Annotated in this window: 19 protein-coding genes; 14 read left to right on the top strand and 5 right to left on the bottom strand. The window is 44.8% G+C overall.

Annotated features, from left to right (window positions below):
- The 9 genes from U9Q77_07335 (at window position 1) to U9Q77_07295 (ending at window position 6,974) form a co-directional block, all read left to right on the top strand.
- Window positions 1-2,163: a sodium-translocating pyrophosphatase gene (locus tag U9Q77_07335; GenBank protein MEA3287173.1), complete on the top strand. Its 2,163-nt coding sequence runs from the start codon at window positions 1-3 to the stop codon at window positions 2,161-2,163.
- A 12-nt stretch (window positions 2,164-2,175) separates the two neighbouring features.
- Window positions 2,176-2,775: a 30S ribosomal protein S6 gene (rpsF, locus tag U9Q77_07330; GenBank protein MEA3287172.1), complete on the top strand. Its 600-nt coding sequence runs from the start codon at window positions 2,176-2,178 to the stop codon at window positions 2,773-2,775.
- Window positions 2,776-2,812: 37 nt separating this feature from the next.
- Entirely contained in the window at window positions 2,813-3,040 is a 228-nt protein-coding gene (gene rpsR / locus U9Q77_07325) for a 30S ribosomal protein S18 (protein MEA3287171.1), read from the top strand.
- Between the two features lie 16 nt (window positions 3,041-3,056).
- Window positions 3,057-3,500, top strand: coding sequence for a 50S ribosomal protein L9 (gene rplI, locus U9Q77_07320; protein MEA3287170.1), 444 nt, complete (start codon window positions 3,057-3,059; stop codon window positions 3,498-3,500).
- Between the two features lie 207 nt (window positions 3,501-3,707).
- Entirely contained in the window at window positions 3,708-4,562 is an 855-nt protein-coding gene (locus U9Q77_07315; GenBank protein MEA3287169.1) for a CPBP family intramembrane glutamic endopeptidase, read from the top strand.
- A 4-nt stretch (window positions 4,563-4,566) separates the two neighbouring features.
- Entirely contained in the window at window positions 4,567-4,944 is a 378-nt protein-coding gene (gene crcB / locus U9Q77_07310; protein MEA3287168.1) for a fluoride efflux transporter CrcB, read from the top strand.
- A gap of 89 nt (window positions 4,945-5,033) precedes the next feature.
- Window positions 5,034-5,369, top strand: coding sequence for a DUF190 domain-containing protein (locus U9Q77_07305; GenBank protein ID MEA3287167.1), 336 nt, complete (start codon window positions 5,034-5,036; stop codon window positions 5,367-5,369).
- A 118-nt stretch (window positions 5,370-5,487) separates the two neighbouring features.
- Window positions 5,488-6,081, top strand: coding sequence for an outer membrane beta-barrel protein (locus U9Q77_07300; GenBank protein MEA3287166.1), 594 nt, complete (start codon window positions 5,488-5,490; stop codon window positions 6,079-6,081).
- Window positions 6,082-6,110: 29 nt separating this feature from the next.
- Window positions 6,111-6,974, top strand: coding sequence for a phosphate acyltransferase (locus tag U9Q77_07295; protein MEA3287165.1), 864 nt, complete (start codon window positions 6,111-6,113; stop codon window positions 6,972-6,974).
- 26 nt (window positions 6,975-7,000) lie between these two features.
- On the opposite strand, the gene U9Q77_07290 is transcribed toward U9Q77_07295, so the two are convergent.
- On the bottom strand, window positions 7,001-7,636 hold the full coding sequence (locus tag U9Q77_07290; GenBank protein ID MEA3287164.1) for a transaldolase family protein: 636 nt from the start codon (window positions 7,634-7,636) through the stop codon (window positions 7,001-7,003).
- A gap of 252 nt (window positions 7,637-7,888) precedes the next feature.
- Between U9Q77_07290 and U9Q77_07285 the strand changes: the two genes are divergently transcribed.
- Window positions 7,889-9,130, top strand: coding sequence for an MFS transporter (locus U9Q77_07285; protein ID MEA3287163.1), 1,242 nt, complete (start codon window positions 7,889-7,891; stop codon window positions 9,128-9,130).
- A gap of 31 nt (window positions 9,131-9,161) precedes the next feature.
- Here the strand turns inward: U9Q77_07285 and U9Q77_07280 are convergent, their stop codons facing one another.
- Window positions 9,162-9,923, bottom strand: a complete 762-nt coding sequence (locus tag U9Q77_07280; GenBank protein ID MEA3287162.1) for an exodeoxyribonuclease III — start codon at window positions 9,921-9,923, stop codon at window positions 9,162-9,164.
- 203 nt (window positions 9,924-10,126) lie between these two features.
- Between U9Q77_07280 and U9Q77_07275 the strand changes: the two genes are divergently transcribed.
- Genes U9Q77_07275 through U9Q77_07260 form a run of 4 tightly spaced genes read left to right on the top strand, consistent with a single transcriptional unit; the run spans window position 10,127 to window position 13,324 of the window.
- On the top strand, window positions 10,127-10,741 hold the full coding sequence (locus U9Q77_07275; GenBank protein ID MEA3287161.1) for a peptidoglycan recognition family protein: 615 nt from the start codon (window positions 10,127-10,129) through the stop codon (window positions 10,739-10,741).
- 22 nt (window positions 10,742-10,763) lie between these two features.
- Window positions 10,764-12,452 carry a histidine kinase N-terminal 7TM domain-containing protein gene (locus U9Q77_07270; protein MEA3287160.1) on the top strand — a complete coding sequence of 563 codons (1,689 nt, stop codon included), beginning with the start codon at window positions 10,764-10,766 and terminating at the stop codon, window positions 12,450-12,452.
- An 11-nt stretch (window positions 12,453-12,463) separates the two neighbouring features.
- Window positions 12,464-12,925 (top strand): NUDIX hydrolase, encoded by a 462-nt coding sequence (locus U9Q77_07265; protein MEA3287159.1) that lies wholly within the window; start codon window positions 12,464-12,466, stop codon window positions 12,923-12,925.
- A gap of 57 nt (window positions 12,926-12,982) precedes the next feature.
- A complete protein-coding gene (locus U9Q77_07260; GenBank protein ID MEA3287158.1) occupies window positions 12,983-13,324 on the top strand; it encodes an MGMT family protein in 342 nt (113 codons plus the stop codon).
- A 5-nt stretch (window positions 13,325-13,329) separates the two neighbouring features.
- Here the strand turns inward: U9Q77_07260 and U9Q77_07255 are convergent, their stop codons facing one another.
- The 3 genes from U9Q77_07255 to U9Q77_07245 all read right to left on the bottom strand — a co-directional run.
- Window positions 13,330-13,689: a hypothetical protein gene (locus tag U9Q77_07255; protein MEA3287157.1), complete on the bottom strand. Its 360-nt coding sequence runs from the start codon at window positions 13,687-13,689 to the stop codon at window positions 13,330-13,332.
- A gap of 159 nt (window positions 13,690-13,848) precedes the next feature.
- On the bottom strand, window positions 13,849-16,989 hold the full coding sequence (locus U9Q77_07250; protein ID MEA3287156.1) for a DUF2723 domain-containing protein: 3,141 nt from the start codon (window positions 16,987-16,989) through the stop codon (window positions 13,849-13,851).
- Between the two features lie 340 nt (window positions 16,990-17,329).
- Window positions 17,330-18,995: C25 family peptidase C-terminal domain-containing protein (locus tag U9Q77_07245; protein MEA3287155.1), on the bottom strand; the 1,666-nt coding region annotated here is incomplete at its 5' end.

Genomic DNA, 18,995 nt, shown 5'->3' with positions numbered 1-18,995 from the left:
ATGAGTGACATGATGATTTGGGTCCCTGTCATGGGTTTTGTTGCGCTGGCATTTTCATTCTGGCGTACTGATTGGATTACCAAGCAGGATGAAGGCTCGGAAAAGATGATTATGATCGGGAAGCACATTTCTGATGGTGCCATGGCTTTTCTGAAAGCGGAATATCGCGTTTTGGCAATATTCATTATTGCAGTTGCCATCCTGTTGGGAATCGCCAATAGTGGTGAAGGTAAAAGTCCCCTGGTAGCGGCTTCATTTATCGTGGGTGCCCTGGCTTCCGGTTTAGCCGGTTTTCTGGGAATGCGCGTTGCCACTAAAGCAAATTATAGAACTGCCCAGGCTGCCCGTAGTAGTTTGTCGAAAGCGCTTGGAGTTGCCTTTACCGGTGGGTCAGTTATGGGCCTCAGTGTGGTTGGATTAGGTGTCATTGGATTGGGCGGTTTATTCCTGGTCTATCGTGAGATTTTTACCGATCTAAGTATGGTAATGTCTGTGCTTTCAGGGTTCTCTCTAGGAGCCAGTTCCATTGCTTTGTTTGCTCGCGTTGGTGGTGGTATTTATACTAAAGCTGCCGATGTTGGTGCTGATCTGGTTGGTAAAGTTGAGGCCGGTATCCCTGAGGATCACCCCTTGAATCCTGCAACTATCGCTGATAATGTTGGAGACAATGTTGGTGATGTTGCTGGCATGGGTGCTGATCTTTTTGAATCATATGTTGGCTCAATCGTTGGTTCCATGGTTTTAGGAGCCACTATTGTAGTAAGTGGAGCACTAGCTCCCCAATTCGTTTTTCTGCCCCTGCTCATCGCCGCAGCCGGTATACTGGTTTCCATATCAGGTACTTTTATGGTTGCTGTAAAAGAGGGTGGTGACCCGCAAAAGGGTCTCAATATTGGCGAGTTTGGATCATCGGCTATCATGGTTGTGGTCATGTACTTTATGATCACCAAGATGCTGCCGGCTACTTTCACCCTGGGTGGTGCAGAATATACTAATTATGGTGTTTTCTGGGCATCTACCATCGGGTTGATAGCTGGACTAGGTATCGGGTTCATTACAGAATACTATACTGGAACAGATTCTTCACCAGTGAATTCAATTGTGAATCAGTCAAAAACTGGTGCTGCTACAAATCTGATCGCCGGTCTTGGCGTGGGTATGCAGTCTACAGCTGTTCCCGTGCTAATCATTGCTGCCAGTATCATGGGTGCTTTTTATTTTGCCGGTCTGTATGGTATTGCTATGGCTGCATTGGGTATGCTGGCTAATACCGGTATGCAGTTAGCAGTCGATGCCTATGGTCCTGTCTCTGACAATGCCGGCGGCATTGCCGAAATGGCTCAGTTACCAGCTGAAGTTCGCAAACGGACAGACAAACTGGATGCAGTAGGAAACACGACAGCTGCCATTGGTAAAGGTTTTGCCATTGGTTCTGCTGCTTTGACTGCTCTGGCTTTGTTTGCCGCTTTTCGCGCAACCGTGGATGCTATTCGTGGAGGGGACCCCATGAGCATTAATATCACGGATCCAAGTGTTATGGCCGGCTTGTTTGTTGGTGGGATGCTGCCCTTCCTCTTTTCATCAATGGCAATGGGCGCGGTTGGTCGTGCCGCCATGGCCATGATTGAGGAAGTACGTCGTCAGTTCAAGACCATTCCTGAACTGGCTGCTGCTTTGACAGTTATGAAAAAGTACGAAGAAGATGAGAAAATGTCTGCCGAAGATCAAAAGACCTTTGATGCTGCTGATGGCAAAGCTGAATATGGAAAATGTGTAACTATTTCCACTGAAGCCGCCATCAAAGAGATGATGCTTCCTGGTTTGTTGGCTATCCTGACACCAGTCGTTGTTGGCTATATCTTTGGTGCTGAGGCACTGGGTGGAGTATTGGCTGGCGTGACTGTTACCGGTGTACTGATGGCTATTTTTCAGTCCAATTCAGGTGGTGCCTGGGACAATGCCAAAAAAATGATTGAAAACGGAGTTGAGATCAACGGAATCAAATATGGAAAAGGTTCTGATGTTCATAAAGCTGCCGTAGTTGGTGACACTGTAGGTGACCCCTTTAAGGATACCTCTGGTCCATCGCTGAATATTCTGATAAAATTAATGTCGGTTGTCGCATTGGTGATTGCACCTCTGATCGCAACCATAGGTTATTAAGGAGGTTCGCTCTTGAAAAAGTATGAGTGCCTTTATATTGTAAATATCAACTATGATAGTGAGGGAACCTCTGCCGTTGTTGCTAAAATAGAAGAGGTTCTGAAAAACGTTGGTGCCGAAGTTGTGAACACACAACATTGGGGCAAACGGAAATTGGCATACGCCATTGATAAAGAACGTTATGGCAATTATATCCTGTTGCATTTTCAGGGTGAGAATCCTGATGTTACTGAGCTTCAGCGTGAGTTTGAAATTGAAAAAGGGGTGCTGCACTATATGACCATCCGTCTGGGTGAGTTCCCTGATTTCGAGGCCCTGTCTGTACCTCAAGCTTTTGAAACCGATCGTCGCAAACCAGCTTATGGAAGTCGTAAACCTCGTCGCTATGATGAAGATAGCCAACCGCAAAACACAGAAGCAGAGAAAGCTAAAAAACCGGCTGAAAGTGAAACTGTAGAACAGACAGAGGCTACTGAAGCGGTAAAGGATGAGACTGTTGTAGAAGTTGCTGAAGAAGTTGCTGAAAAGGTTGCTCCGGCAGCTGAGGAAGTAACTGAATCCGCCGATGAGCCCACAAAAGAAGAAGCTGATAAACCTGCTGACGCAGAGTGATCGGCCGGATTAGAGAAAGAGAGTATTCAACATGAGAATGTTCACCTATAGAAAAAAGATCTGCAAATTCTGTGAGAACAAGAAAATGCAAATTGATTATAAGAACCCGGCCATGCTGCGTCGCTTTGTTACCGAACAGGGTAAGATATTGCCTCGTCGCATTACGGGAACCTGTGCTCGTCATCAGCGATCTTTGGTAACGGCTATCAAAAGGGCGAGGAATATCGCACTGCTGCCGTACACCAACGATGTAAAAAACGCCTAATGGAAAGGATCTGATCATGAAAGTAATTTTACGTGAAGACGTCGAATCCTTAGGACACGCTGGTGAAACCGTCAATGTTAAAGATGGCTTTGGTCGCAATTATCTGATTCCACAGAAGCTGGCCTACCCGGCGACTCGCAGTTTTTCTCGGGTCTTTGAGGAAGAGAAAAAGCTGAAAAGTAATCGGGATGCACGGGCTACTGTTCAGGCAGAACAATTGGCAGCCAAACTGGGCAACTTGTCATTGGAAACTTCCGTCAAGGTTGGTGAAGAAGACAAGGTCTTTGGAGCGGTTACAGCTGCAGATATTGCCGCGTTGTTGGCTGATAAAGGCTATGAGATCGATAAACGCGATATCTTGCTGGAAGAGCCCCTCAAGGCCCTGGGAATATATAATGTTCCTATAAAAGTTGCCTCAGAGATCAAGGCTGAAGTAAAAATCTGGGTCATCAAAGAGTAAACTGAAAGCAAACTGCTTTTCGGGGTGAGAATGGTGGCTGTAAACACAGTCCTCATTTTCACCCCTTATAATTTTAACAAGTATAGCCCGCAGATTCCATGAGGGAGCGCAAAAGAACAAGTCAGATTGTGCTGCTTCATGAAATATACGGGATAGAAACAATTGCTAAAATAACCACGGTCTAACTCAGAATATATCATCGTTGATATGAAGCATAACTCACTACACATCTTTACAACCAGGGAAGCATATTTGCTGGTCGCCACCAGCATGTTCATGGGTCTATTCGTTAGTCTCGCCTTCCAGGGTATCTTCTCAGGACGTGAAAACGCAGCTCTCCTGGGGCGCATTGTAGTACTGTTGGGCGAACTGGCAATTCTGCTACCACCGCTTCTGATCTTAAAACAAAGAAATGTAAAGCTACAACAAGTACTACCCTTAAAGCAAATTTCTCCAGTGACAGCTATCATGGCTATTGTGCTTGTCGCTGGTGTAATTGGATTAGTCTCTGTATTTGAGGTTGTTGTATTACCCTATTTCCCGATCCCGGATTTTCTCAAACAGCTCGAGTCGGATCTTATCAGGGCTGATCTTATTGATAATTTGGTTTTGATCATAGCCAGTACACTGGCAGCTCCTCTTGTTGAGGAATTTATTTTCAGGGGGATCATGCAGCAGAGTCTGTTTTACCGCTACGGATCATTGATGCCTGCCATAGTGGTTCCCACAGTGATCTTTGCCCTGTTCCATGTTGCCTATCTTTTTTATCTGCCAGCCTTGATAGAGTTGATCGCCTTGGCCATACTACTGGCTTGGCTCATGATCAAGACCGGCAATATCTTCATTCCGATCCTGGTTCATGGACTATTTAATCTTTCTTCGTTTTTTGGTGTTTTTATCACTGATTTGGAGGAGGTCACCTCTTTGGCAGACCTGGGTATACTCTGGATCACCTTATCTGTGATTTTATCTGTTATCGGTTGGTTCTATTTCAAACAAATGCATATTGTGGTGTTTGAGGAAGTGTATCTAATACCACCACTCAGAGAAAAGGAAGTCTAGGATATTGGATATTAGTAAGATCCTGGCTGTTGGCCTGGGTGGATTTATCGGTGCAGTGAGCCGTTATTGGGTGAGCGGATTGGCTCAAAGAATGAGTGATCGATTCCCCTTTGGAACCCTTTCTGTCAACTTGTTTGGAAGCTTTCTTCTGGGGGTTTTGGCGACTCTCTTTCTAGAAAAAGTAATTGTGAGTCAGGAAGTGCGTCTCTTCGTTCTCGTAGGTCTTCTGGGAGCTTTTACTACCTATTCGACCTTTTCGTTAGAGACTTTGAACCTCATGCGTAATAATGAGTGGTTGTTTGCCGGTTTCAATATCCTTACCAATGTATTGGGGACACTTATTGCTGTGTGGGCGGGGGTTAGCATTGCTAAATTGTGGTGATAAATGCGGAAGCCACCACAACACCAAAACGCTTTATTTTTTGGTCCGTGTGTTCTCTGCGACTTTCCAGCTGAATGTTTGAGGTAATTATGCGAGAAGAATACTCAGGTCAAAAGCTTTGCATCTTTATTGGTGAAAATGACAAACATGAGGGCAGAGCACTTCAGGAACTGCTTTTGGAAGTAGCGCTTAAAAGTGGTTTATCAGGTGGTACGGTTATTCGAGGACGAGAAGGATTTGGAGCACATGGTGAGATCCACTCTATCAAGATCCTGCGCCTGGCTGAGAATTTACCGTTGGTACTGGAGTTTATTGGTCGGGCAGAGAAGATCGATGATTTTGTTGAGCGCATCGAACCCATGCTTACAGAAGGGTTGATGACCAGAACGACAGTAACCATCACCAAATTCAGACAAACCGATTGATCTAAAGATGTGTTTGACATCACAGCCCGATTAATAAATGATAACAATCACACAATTGATGAATTGATAGAGTAATTTTCAACGATTTATTATTGATAACAAACCAAAGGAGTATAACATGAAAAAAATCATCGTCCTTTTAATCACTCTCACAGTTGCAGGTAGCATTATGGCCGCCAGCCCTCCCTCATCATATTCAACATCACGTGGCTCCGGCACCATCATGATCTCAGGATCAGGAACCTATACAACTGATCTTGGCCAGGATTTAAAAAGTTCAGCTTGGAATTTGGGTGTTGATGGAGCCCTGTTCCTCTTTCCCCAATTAGCAGGCGGGATCGAGTTTGGATACCAAAAGTCCATGGATGAGTCTGGAGATATGGACGATCCTACGGTTGAGGAAGATGTGGTCATGTTTTTAGGACCAAGAGCCTACTTTTTTCTGGGTGGCAAGAACAGTGAGCTGACCCCTTTTGTGAAAGGTGGTGCCAATTACCTGATCAATAAATCCTATATCGATGATGATGAACAGGGACGAGATAATACCGAGTTGGGTTTAACCGCCAGCGTCGGTGTCTTATTGAATCTGGCAAAAAATGTGGGACTGTCCGTTGAAGCGGAATACAATTTTGAAAAAGGGACTGCTGTCGAAGATATAGATACTCAACAACTTCTGATCAAATTTGGTATCCGTTCTTTCCTCAGTGATTAACAATTGATCATCATTCTTTTCCTGGGATTATGATGGTCTCAACATTTGACGAGCTGCACCGTCTGGTTCAAGGTGCTAAGCCCAAAAAAGTTGCTTTGGTGGCGGCTGATGACCCCATTCTTATTGAAGCTGCCGGAAGAGCACAAAACGAAGGATTGGCTCATTTTATCCTGATAGGGGACCAAGCTAATATTCAATCTTTGATCTCTGGTGTAGAGACTAAGTTCGAGATCATTGATTCACGAATGCCTGCTGAAACTGCTGTAGCTCTGATCAATCAGGGGCAGGCAGATCTCATGATGAAGGGCAAGCTTCCGACAGGAGACCTGCTAAAAGCAGTTTTGAATAGAGAGACCGGTTTAAGAAAAGGTGAGCTACTCAATCATATTGCTGTCATAGAGTCGCCCTCCTACCACAAACTGCTTTTCATCAGCGATGGCGGTATTAATCTCAAGTTTGATGAGCAAACTTATTGTCACATGGTTCAAAATATTGCTGATTATATGCAACGACTTGGAATTGAAGAACCTCGTTTTGCCATGCTGACGCTGATCGAAAAAGTGAACCAAAAGATACCGGAGACAGTCATTGCTCAGAATGTAGTAGCAAGACTTGGTTCAGAATATCGGATCGAAGGACCGATTGCTCCAGATGTAGCTCTCTCTGTGGATGCCGCCAGACTCAAGGGGCTGAATTCTGAGATTGCCGGTGAAGTAGATGTCTTTCTGATGCCTAATACCACGGCGGCAAATCATCTGGTCAAAGGCTTGTCTATTTTAGGTGGATGTAAGGTAGGTGGTGTTATCGTTGGTGCCAGGGTGCCCATTATTCTACTCAGTCGTTCTGATGATGCGGAAGCCAAATACAGATCGATTCTGTTGGGGCTGGTATAAAAAACCATTTCAATGGTTTATCGGGATTAAACAAAACCAATACCATCTTTTCGAAACTCATCTATTGCAGCGTTACTTAACTCATGCTGGGTCATTTGAATCAAGGTTTCATAAGGAAGCGTCAGGTGTTGTGCACCTGATGTGAAAGCATCAACAGCTTCTGCTGGTGACTTGAGGCTGGCCGCCAGCAATGCAGTATTACTACCGATAAGTACTGCTGCAATATCACGCACCAATTGAATGCCATCTCCCATGAGTCTTGAAGCTCTGTTCACATATACTGCAAGATATTGAGCGCCAGCTTCCCGGGCAACCAGGGCTTGAGCAGGGGCATAGATCGCTGTGGGACAGCAGGCAATTTTTGAGGAGAGTTGGGCGCAAACATTAAAACCCAGATCGCTAGGCGGTAACTTAAGGACTAATTGTTTATCCAGAATTTCTTGCACTTGATAGGCTTCAGCAATCATCTGCTCAAAGTGGGTGGACGTGAGCTGATAAAATATGGGGCCAGATGTTAATTGTTTGATCGCCGAAAGCAAGCTGTCAACCAGCATCCCTGACTGGGCTAACAGTAAAGGATTGGTGGTGACGCCTTTGATCCATCCCTTATCCGAAACAGTTTGAAGATGTTGTAGATTTGTTGAGTCAATAAATATGGACATGCGTTCTCCTGGGTCAGCCGCAAATGTTTCACATAAAAGGGCAGATTCAAAATAATATTTAATACAGTTCGGACTGGAATATATCTGTGTTTTGGGTTCACAGAACAGCTTGAGAACTATTAGTTGCTGCAGAGCAATACCTTGCTACAGTCAAACCACAAATCGCCTCTGTATTCTCAGCGTTGTGGTTAGAAAATAATTGCATATCGTTTTGGACATCAAGCCCCTCGATTACATTGTGGCATGGAAAGCATGAACCATCAGAAGATCCACTCACGCAATACCATCTTCAATGTCATTGGTGAAGGCTTATGGGGTTTTGCCATGGCTTTTCACAATATGAATTCAGTGATTCCAATGTTTTTGGCTCAAATGGGTGCCTCGGCCTTTATTATCGGAATCATTCCCGGGGGGTTTGTTCTGCTGGTGGCCATTCCTCAGTTGATGTCTGCAGCCCTGTTTCATCAGGCATCCGATATTAAAAAATTAAATATCGGGTTTCATTTTGCTCTTACTCCAGTTGCTTTACTTATTGCCCTGGCTTTTTATAAATATGAATTCACAGGACAAACCGGTGTTATGGTCTACCTGCTTCTCTGGGTTATCTGGTCTCTTGGTGTTGGTCTTCTGATTCCGATTTGGGCGGATTTTCTAGCATCAGTCACTGTCGCTACCCGGCGTGGACGTTTTTTTGGAATAACATTTACTGTGAGTGGGATCATGGGTATGGTTGGCGGATATGTGCTGAAAGAAGTCCTGGCCTTGGAGAGCCTGACGTTTCCACAAAATTTTGGTGTGGCTTTTTTGATCATGACAGCAGCTATTTTTATAGGCAACAGCTTTTTTTTGCCCATCAACGTTATTCATCCACCTACTGCAAAGATAGGGCAGGTTGAGTATTGGTGGCGTAGGCTAAAAGCGATCTATGTCAGTGATCATAATTTTCGCAATTACATCATCAGTCGGGCGCTTGCCGCCGCCACTATGATGCCCCTGGCTTTTTATGGTGTAGACCTTCAGGCGCGTTTTGATCTACCATTAAGTGCTGCCGGTACCTTCACTTTTTTCCTGGTGGTCGGTCAGGCAATCTTCAATATTTTATTTGGGTATCTGGGTGATATTTATGGCCGCAAGTTAGCTATCAGCGGATTTTTTATTGGTCATTTTCTGGCTGGTTTTATGGCTTTGATCGCCACAGAACCATGGATGGCTTATCTGGCATTTGTTTTTGTAGGAATGGGTTTTGGTGCAGGGCAATCATCCTTTATGGTCTATATCTACGAATTTGCCGGGGAAAAGGGAGATCGCAAACTGTACTATGCTGCATTGGATACAGCGGTGGCGCCATTCATAATTGTCTATATTTCTGTAGCAGGATTAATTGTGGAAACTTTTGGTCATGCCACCTTATATATACTTTCAATGGCTTTGGTTGCAGCAGGTCTCACGCTCTTCCTCTTAAAAGTACAATCACCGAAAGCAGCACAACAATAAAAATGCAGGCTAGCCTGGCTCTCAAGAAAAACTATCTAAGTACCAAGCTGATGGGACAGTGATCCGACCCCATGACATTGGGGTGAATTCGGGATGCCTCTACTTGATCTTCGATCTTTTCACTTACCAGAAAGTAATCGATTCTCCAGCCCACGTTGTTCACCCGGGAATTGGCTCGGAAACTCCACCAGGAATAATAACCTTTGGCACCAGGATGTTCTTGGCGGAAGGTATCCACAAAACCAGTATCTAGATAACGATCTACCCAAACCCGTTCTTCAGGCAGAAAACCAGAAGTTTTCTCGTTAGGTTTTGGTCGAGCCAGATCGATGTCTGTATGGGCCGTGTTAAAATCACCTACGATGATCACCGGTTTTATCTTGTCCTTTTCCCGCATGTGTTCCTGTAGGGCACCATAGAAACGCAATTTATAGTCCAGCCGATCCTGGTCTTTCTGACCATTGGGGAAGTAAACATTATACAAAAAGAATTTGGGATGTTCAGTAAGTACAATACGACCTTCCCGATTAAAAGAATCATCCAGGATAGCGGTTTCCACCGACAAAGGCTTGGTCTTGCACCAGGTGGCAACACTACTGTAACCCTTCCGCTCGGCCGAGTGGTAATAGGCGTGATAACCCAGTGGCTTGGTCAGGGTTTCATCCAGTTGATCCGGTTGAGCCTTGGTCTCTTGAAAACACATAATATCAGGTGTCTCCAGATTAAACCAATCCCAAAAACCTTTTTTAACAACGGCACGAATACCATTAACATTCCATGAAATAATTCGCATGCAGATCTCCTTTGCTGCCATGAAAATAGTCAGAATATTAAGCTGGAGTACTTAAAATATGATTGTATGAAAAAGGTCAAACTTGTCAACTCAAAACCTGAAAGACGGATCTGAAAACCGGCATTTATAGAAAATAGTTATTAATAAATTAATGACAAAGGGTCAATCTCCGACTAATTTGCACTAAAGTAAAGGAACCTGAAATGATCCCCAAAATTGCACTGACGATAGTGTCGACCATACTATTATTGACTTGCGCTAAAACCGTTGAAACTGCTATCCCTGATCCTCTTCCCATTGTTGAGCCTACTTTGGAAATAATGTCCCGGGCTGACTGGGGTTGGGTGCCCCTAACTGATAGTATTCCCACCCACGAGATCAAGTATATCACTATTCACCATGGTGGTGAGAATTTTCCGGAAGATAAAGATGTCATAGCTTATCTGCGAGGTTTACAATCCTGGAGTCGCTCGGAGAAACATTGGATCGATAACCCCTATCATTATATGATCGATCTCAAGGGTAATATCTATGAAACCCGTCCTATTAAATATCCCGGTGATACCAACACCAGTTATGATGTACGTGGTCATGCTTTAATATGTGTTATGGGTAACTATGAGCATCAGATTCTCAGTCAAACACAATTTGAGCAATTGGCCAAACTAACGGCGGTTTTAGCAGATAAATATGAGGTAGCTCCTGATCTTATTAAGACCCACAAAGATTATGTCGAAACCCTGTGTCCGGGTAAAGACCTGTATCGCTACTTTGAAGATGGCAGTTTTCTGGAGCGGGTAGCTGAGATAAGACAATAATTTACCAAGGCCCTTTTTGATTATGCAGTTTAATCCCTTTAGTATTCCCATTATCCTGGGTATTGGTTTTCTTTCCTTTTTGATGCGCCTGGTTGTGCATCGTAATAGAGGGCGGGTTGTGATCGCTTTTACGGTCTTTGGCAGTCTTGTGCTGTTGCACGGCGCCTTTTTCAGCGCATACCTTATTGCTGCAAACCCAACTGTGCAAACGCTTCTGTTTTACCTCATGGTTTATAGCACGATGCTGATTCCCGTGGCCGTTTTATTCTTTGTTCTGGAATATTTTGGCTACGAAAACTGGATTACCTGGAAAAGCGTCTCCACCTTACTGTTTTTTCCGATCCTCTCTGGTGTTATGGCACTTACTGATCCAATACATGGACTTTTCTGGGAAAAGGTCAGTATTGTTGCTTACAATGGTTTTTCTTATGTGCAGGTAACCATGGGTTTGATCCCGATACTGGTTACAACCTATTTATATTTTATTCTGGGGATATCTGTTGCGCTCATGTTCTGGGGTATTTCTCATATTCCCAAACAACGACGACCGGAAATAAATATATTGATCGTTGCGCTATCCATTCCCCTGCTTGTTGATATGGTGCGTACCTTTGATCTGAATCCCTGGCCTCATCTATATATTACGCCTTATGGTACCCTGGTTTCAGTTATTCTGTTAAGTATCAGTATCGTTCGATATGACTTTTTGAATGCCATTCCGGCCGCCTACAGTCGTCTTTTCTCAGAGGTTACCGATGCGATCCTGGTGTTTGACCACAAGCTAAACTTGTTGGATCTTAATATTGCCGCCCGACAGTTGTTTTTTAGCCAGGAAGATGCTCGAACAATGGTTTTTACCAAGGAACTACCTGAATTATTGCAGCAAGCCATACGCAATCAGGATGTAGAAATTGCATTAAGTACAAAAGATAGCATAAAATACTATGATTTAGAACGCTCTGAAATAGCTGAAAAATCCGGATTATTAAGATCTGTGGTCATTACACTGCATGACATCAGTCTACGAAAGCAAACAGAATTACAGCTTCAGGGGCTCATTGAAGAAAAAGAGTCACTTCTAGGCGAAAAGGAAGTCCTTTTACGAGAGATCAATCATCGCGTAAAAAACAATTTCAATCTGGCTGGCAGCTTGCTTTTTCTGGAAGCTCAAAAATTTAAAGACAAAGCAGTCAAGAATGCTTTTGAAGTCAGCCGAGATCGTCTCAGAACGATGTCACTGCTGAACGAAAGGCTGTACCGGTCGGACACGTTTAATAATCTGGATCTGGGCAATTATCTATGCTCCATTGCTGAGGACCTGATGAGCGTTCTGTCGTCCCAACAGGATCAAGTTAAATTGCATTGTAATACCGATGTAGTTCTTGTGGAACCACGTGAAGCGATTCCCTGTGGATTGATCGTAAATGAGCTGGTAACAAATTCACTGAAATATGCGTTTAGGGAAAAATGTGAGCGGGCACCAGCTATCTTCATCAAGCTGACCCAGGGGAAAGAAGGCTTAATAAAACTACAGGTAGATGATACAGGTTGTGGTTATCCGGATTCTTTTGACCGTGAGAAAAGTGATTCACTGGGGTTGAGGCTGGTATATATGCTGGGGCAGGATCAACTTGGCGGGAGCGTCAATATCGGTAATGAAAAGGGCGCCTTTTTCAGCCTGTCATTTTTTGCCGAGCCGGAAGAAGCTTGAGGTTGTAGTCCGTGGCATCCAGAACCAAACAAAGATATTTTAAGCAATCCGGTGTTATCCCGGTATACAAAGGAAAAGTTGTTCTCATCACAGCCAGAGGAAGTCAGCGCTGGATCACGCCAAAAGGTTCAGTTGAGTGGGAATTGTCAGCACAGGATTCGGCTGCCAAGGAAGCGCTGGAAGAGGCTGGGATAAAGGGTAAGGTTTTCCCGGAAGAGATCGGAACCTATACCTATGAGAAAATGGGTGGTCGCTACAAAGTGCGCCTATACTTCATGGAGGTCACCAAGCTTAAAGATAAATGGGATGAAAAACATTTTCGAAAACGGAAATTGTTTTCTCCAAAACAGGCCATCAAAAAGGTTGTGCCCGTATCAGTATCTAAGATCATGGCTAAATACTTTCATGAGAGTCGCCATTCGATCAAAAAGAAAAGAAAAAAAGCAAAGAAGAAGGGATCCAGCACAAAGTAACGATTCAAATCGTCGTCTGGACCAGGTGGATCTCGCAGTGAGTATGTGAACGAGAACATGAACAAACCAAGCAAATGGGAAGTGATTTATTCCGTGGTCAAACAGATCCCCTTTGGGAAAGTGGCTACCTACGGTCAAATTGCCACTCTGGCAGGCTATTACCGCCAAGCCCGGCAAGTTGGCTATGCCCTGCATGCCGTCCCTTCTGAAGATATCCCCTGGCACCGGGTGATCAATGCCCAGGGCAAGATCAGTCTCAACCTGGAGATGGGGGGAGCGGTTCAACGCAAACTGCTGGAAAATGAAGATGTGGTTTTTAGTCGTGCAGGAATTGTTGTGCTACGGGAATATCAATGGCAGCCGACTATTGATCCTTTGGCTGGCGAATCACGCGAATAGGATCGTTAACCCCTTTTTGTTAAATGCCAGCCATGTCCATGCTCACATTTATAAACAGATAGTTTAACCCCTTGTTCCTTGCGAAGATGTCCAGCTCGGCGCAGGGCATCTCTTTCTGAGGTATAAGCTTCTTTGGGCTTGCCATCTGCTCCGCGGCAGACCGGACAGGTCTCGCTGGGTGTCTGTCGGTCAGTGGGAGAGAGATGCCAGAAGCCACACTGATTGCACTTGTAGGGAATCAGATCGTTTCCAGCATAGTTTTTATTCGCGTGCCGAGCTGCTGTTTTTGCTTCAGCTTTAGTATCGTACTCCATGAGAGGACGTCCGGTTTTCCCAGCTTTACAGGTAGGGCTTTTTCGATTCACTAATATCCTTCCTCTAATTGCGCTGAATATAGATGTTTAGTATGATTTACAGCTAATCAAAATCTTGTTTTTTACAACGAACTTCAATTTGTACAATGCCAAAAAAAGCCCCGGAATAACCCGGGGCTTGATTAAAAATCTCGAATTTGGGCCAGGATGTTACGAACCGGTAGAATCAGCCTTCATTTCTTTGATACGGTTCTGCAAAGTACGGGTTTCCCGAGCCATGGGTGCCAGAGCTGCCAGACGGTTGACCCACTCCTCACCTTCCACAGCATTTCCATCCTTGACATAAGAGCGGGCGATCTCATAGACAACCTGAGCATTCAAAGGAGCCTCCATGCTTAAAGGAAGGAGAATGTCAAGTGCTTTGGAGGTTTCATCAAAGAGATCATTCCAGATCGAGGCCACTTTCACTTTTTCCATGAGCGGCAGATCTTCACGTCCATTTTTAAAGGCATCATCCATATAGCGCCAGGCACTGGTGTCATCCTCAAGTTGATGATACATTTGTGCGATCTGCAAGTATAGATCCATGTAGGTAATGGGGATTGTTGCATCAGGAACCAGCTCGTCCATCTTGTGCAAAACGTGAAGCGCCTTTTCACGGTTTTCTTTTCCGGTTAAACCGTACTCATAGACCAATTGTAGAAAGCCCTTGCGGTAATTTTGCAGCAGGCGTTGGACATTTGGTGGATAATACACATCCGGATCATCCAGGTTGGTGTAGCGATAGGTGTCAATGATCTTCTCGTACATAACATCTTCATCGATACTTAAACCAACTTTGTAAGGCATAAGCTGATATGCCTGACCATCCATACGCAGATAATCACCCAATCCGATCTGATTGCTGGGTGAAACTGTGACAGCAAAATAGATGGGCTGTTTCCAGGCATTCATGCGCAGGATCTCAAAGATCATGACATCCTGAACCCTTAAACCACCAACGAGTTTACCCGTTTGTGGATTCTTTTGCCGGGAGATGGTTGGCTGCAAATTCCAACTTAAGCCGGAAGCACCTTTTTCCAGGGAGCCAGCTTCCGGTTTATCATAAAAATTGGCAGGACCGGGAATAAACATCTCACGCTCTTCAAATCTGGTCAGACCCAGGCCATCGATCTCATCATCAGACAAACTGATGGGAACAGTTGGTTCAATGTTCTTTAATTGTTTGATATACCAGGGCGTATTCAGAAGACTTAGATTTACAACCCTCACATCTTTCCGAATGCCCTCAACCTCCTGAAGATACCAGAGCGGAAAGGTATCGTTATCACCATTGGTGAAAATGATTCCATCCGGTTCGCAGGTGTTGAGTAGATTATAGGAATATTCCCAGGCAACATAATTTCCGGAACGATCATGGGTGTGGTAATTAGCCCGAATCATATTAACGGGTATCGCCAGCAGCATAACAGCCAGAACAGCACTATATATCACAGGTGAATCTTTACGCCAATCCTTGAGCTTTTCGAAAACTGCTGCTGCCCCAATACCGATCCAGATGGCAAAGGCATAAAACGAGCCCACATAGGAATAATCCCGCTCTCTGGGTTGGGGATCATCCTGATTGAGATAAAGCAAAATAGCAAATCCGGTGAGCATGAATAAGGCAGCCACCGCGAAAGCCCGTCGAGAATCTTTTGCAAAATGGTGTCCCATGCCAAGCAATCCCAGTAGAAACGGGATGCCCCAGAGTTGTGAGAGGTCAGCGCGGTCTCCACTGCGCCCCCAGAATTGCCATTTGAAGTAACGGACGTACATATGGTTAATCTGATAGCGCCAGAAAAAATCTGTACTGGATCGATAACCATTAACGATGGCACTCAAATTTGAGATGCGCTGATTAACTTCACGTCCACCCACCTCCAATTTGATCTGGTCACCTTGTACAGAGATGATCTCTCCGATCTTGCCTGTACTTTTAATCTTCACTACCCGTCCGGGATTTGCTGTGTTTTTATTCAAAGGTTTCTCACCCCAGCGATCACGATAGAACATGGGGTAACTTCCGTATTGCTCACGCTCAAGGTAGGAGACAGCCCGGGCAACCGTTTCAGGGTCATTTTCATCAATATTGGGATTCTGAGCAGAGCGGATAAAAATGGTTTCGTAGGATGTAAAGCCAATCAACACCATCAACAGTGCCATGATCGAAAGCCGGATCTCTGTAGCGCGTGAACGAGAGAAGATTGGAACAAAATAAATGAGTGCCATTAAGATGGCAATACTCACAGCAAAGGTGGCTCCAATGGCCGACACTGCATCTTGAGTATTCATAAGATTGCCCATAAAATTGGCCAGCTTGGGCATGCCCTTAATAATGCCCAGATAAATTATTAAATAGGCTGCACCAGCTGCACCCATGAGCAGGACCTGTTTCCAGAGTCGCCTCCTCCGTTCGGCTTTAAATGCCTGCGAAAGTCCCCAGACACCCCCGCCTGTAATAACCAAGAAGATCACCCCAAGAACCATAAGTTTAGAGCCTCTATCACCATCTGAGAGCCTCAAATATTCCATAGAGGTTGCTGGCAGAGCCATTTCAATGGCGATGAGGATTCCCATTGCCATAATGCCAATAACAGCCAGAATGTTCACCATCATCTCTATACCGTCATCATCTGGGTTAAGTTTTATATACATAATTAAGGCGATAAAAGGAATGGTTAACAGGTTGAGCATGTGGACGGAGATCGCAAGACCCATCATATATGAAATGATCAGGATATAGCGGGAACCAGCGCCCCCCTCATCCACTTTTTCAGACCATTTCAGGATTAGCCACACCACAATAGCTGTGAAAAAGATACTCATGGAGTAAACTTCAGCTTCAACTGCATTGAACCAATGGCTGTCAGAAAAAGCGATTGAAAGGGAACCGACCAGCCCGCCTCCATAGGCAATCCATTTGTCGGTAGTATCTTTGATCTTACCCCGCCATTCAACGACCAGGCGGACGATGATCAGGAAGAGAAACATGTTGGCAAAAGCGGTAGCCAGTGGTGACAACAGATTAATACGGTAGGCTATATAATGGAATTGGGGTTCATTCAGTACCGGGTCAAGGGCAGCACCGCCAGCAATGGGCAACATGGAGATTACACGTCCCAATAACAGATAAAGGGGTGATCCAGGTGGATGCGGAACGCTCAGAGTGTGTGAGACAGCAATAAATTCCCCACAATCCCAGAATGATACCGTGGGAGCCATGGTGTCCAGATAAAGCAGGAAGGTAAAGACCAGCACAAAGGCTGCTATGAGCGTTTTTACCATGTCTCGAGGTTTAAGAAATTCCATTGTTGATCCCTTTTTCATGCGCCTGTGTTGACCACACAGATAAAAGCTTATTAAAAATATGCCCTTGCTTCATTTGGAGATTGTGCTGGTGTAAGTATCGAGCTCATTCCCTTAATTTATCAAGCTTCCCCATCCATGCGGGCTAAGGCCGAGCAATATATATTTATGTACGTCAGTTGCCAAGGTGATGTTCCAGAAACGATAGCGCTGGATTTGGGGTTAAAAAGCAGACTATCTCAGGAAAGGTCCTGATGGTTATGTCTATTCACCGCCGGTTTAATTGGTATAATAGAACGATATTCAAATGCAAGACAGTATGATAGCTGTCGTTACTGACTGATTATTGGCCCATGATGATATTGACCAACAGGACCAGATCCCCGATATCAATGATTGTGTCACCATTCATATTTCCGCAATATAATTCATATGGCTGCACCTCGGCGCCTTGACCCAGGATGATATTCACCAGACGAACAATGTCTTGAACATTGATCTGAGCATCAGCTGTGACATCACCTATGATGGTTCCAGGAACCTCAGAAAGGGGTAGAATGATAAAATCTATCCAGGCACAATCAGACCCGGAAGCGCCACTTGAGTTCTTGGTATATTTCCAGGTCAATTCGTGTTCTCCGGTTGTCAGGGGATAGACTGCTTCACTCCATGGAATTTCGCCCTGCCAGGTATTCTGGAGGATACCGTCAATTAGAAAGAGAAGTCCATCCGAACCGGCCTGCGAAGACACTTTATAGTTAAAGCTTAAGACAGCCTCTTCATCAGCTTCAATTATCAGGCTTAACTCGGAATTCTGGTTATTGTTGATGACTCCTGAGCGTGCTGAGAACTGGCCTTCAAGAAAGTCACTATTGTCAATAACCCAATCCTGATGTCCACTAAAAAGCCAATCAAAAGCAGTAAAATCCGAACTCTCAAAATCTTCCACGATCAAGCCAGCCAGCATCGAAAAGGCTCCGGTGGCAGCATACCCCTGATCGCTTTCAAGGATCCAGGAAAACTCGATCTCATATCCTGGTGGAGTAGCGTATTCAAGTTCGATATCAAAGCTGCAGGAGTCTAGCGTTCCAGCCTCAAAATTGCCCAGAGTTATCATGGGACCCAAAGCAGCAACGTAGGGGTCGCTACTGGCCAGGGTAACGTTGGCAGAAGCCAGCCCGGAACCGCCCAGGTTGTTAAGGCTCAATTTAAGAACTGCAGATTCACCAATATCCAGCCGTCCATTTCCGTCATCAAGAACAGTTACATTTGCAAAAGTCACTGCAGGAGCCTGAATGTTGATAATGATCTCAGATTCCCAGGTGTCCATTCCATTATCCATAAATACAGCGATATGAACCGGATGACCATTGGGAACATTCTCAGCGATAATGAGCTCGTAAGGTCCAAGGGCTACCACGCTATCACCTGGAAGGATCGTTGAACTGAAAAAATCATTGACCAGCGAGATGTAGGGGTCATCCAGGGAAATTTGGGCGTTTACCAGATCGCAGGTATCAGCACCAACATTCTGGATTATAAGGTTCAGGTCAACCACTTCGCCAAAGTCGACCAGGCCATTGCCATTCCCGAAAACGTCATCAGTTATGGTAAAGCCCTGGGTAACAAGATAAGGATCTTCCGGTGCTATGATCAGCAGCTCCTGTTGCCAGGGGATTCGATTTTGACCGGTTATGGTGAGTATGCAGGTGTCGATCTCCGTGAGTGGCTCAAAATTTAAAACAGTCGTTCCAAAACCGGAAATCGCTGCTGCATCCAACAATTCACCATTTTTGCTAAGACTGATAATTGCATTGCTGATCCCGGTAGTATTGATACTGAGTTGTGAAGTACCCAGGATTAAAATATCAGAAACTGAAACATTTGTAAAAGGTTGAGGTGTTTGCGTACGCAGAGGCATACTGGGATCACCAAAAATATGCCAGGTCGCATACATTGCAAAACCACTGCTCCCATATTCATCGATCATCAGCGCTGATCCGGAAAAC

The sequence above is a fragment of the Candidatus Neomarinimicrobiota bacterium genome, assembly GCA_034716895.1.
Taxonomy (GTDB): domain Bacteria; phylum Fidelibacterota; class UBA8477; order UBA8477; family JABMPR01; genus JABMPR01.
The sequence above is the reverse complement of the archived record's forward strand: the minus strand, read 5'-3'. Positions and strand labels throughout refer to the sequence as shown.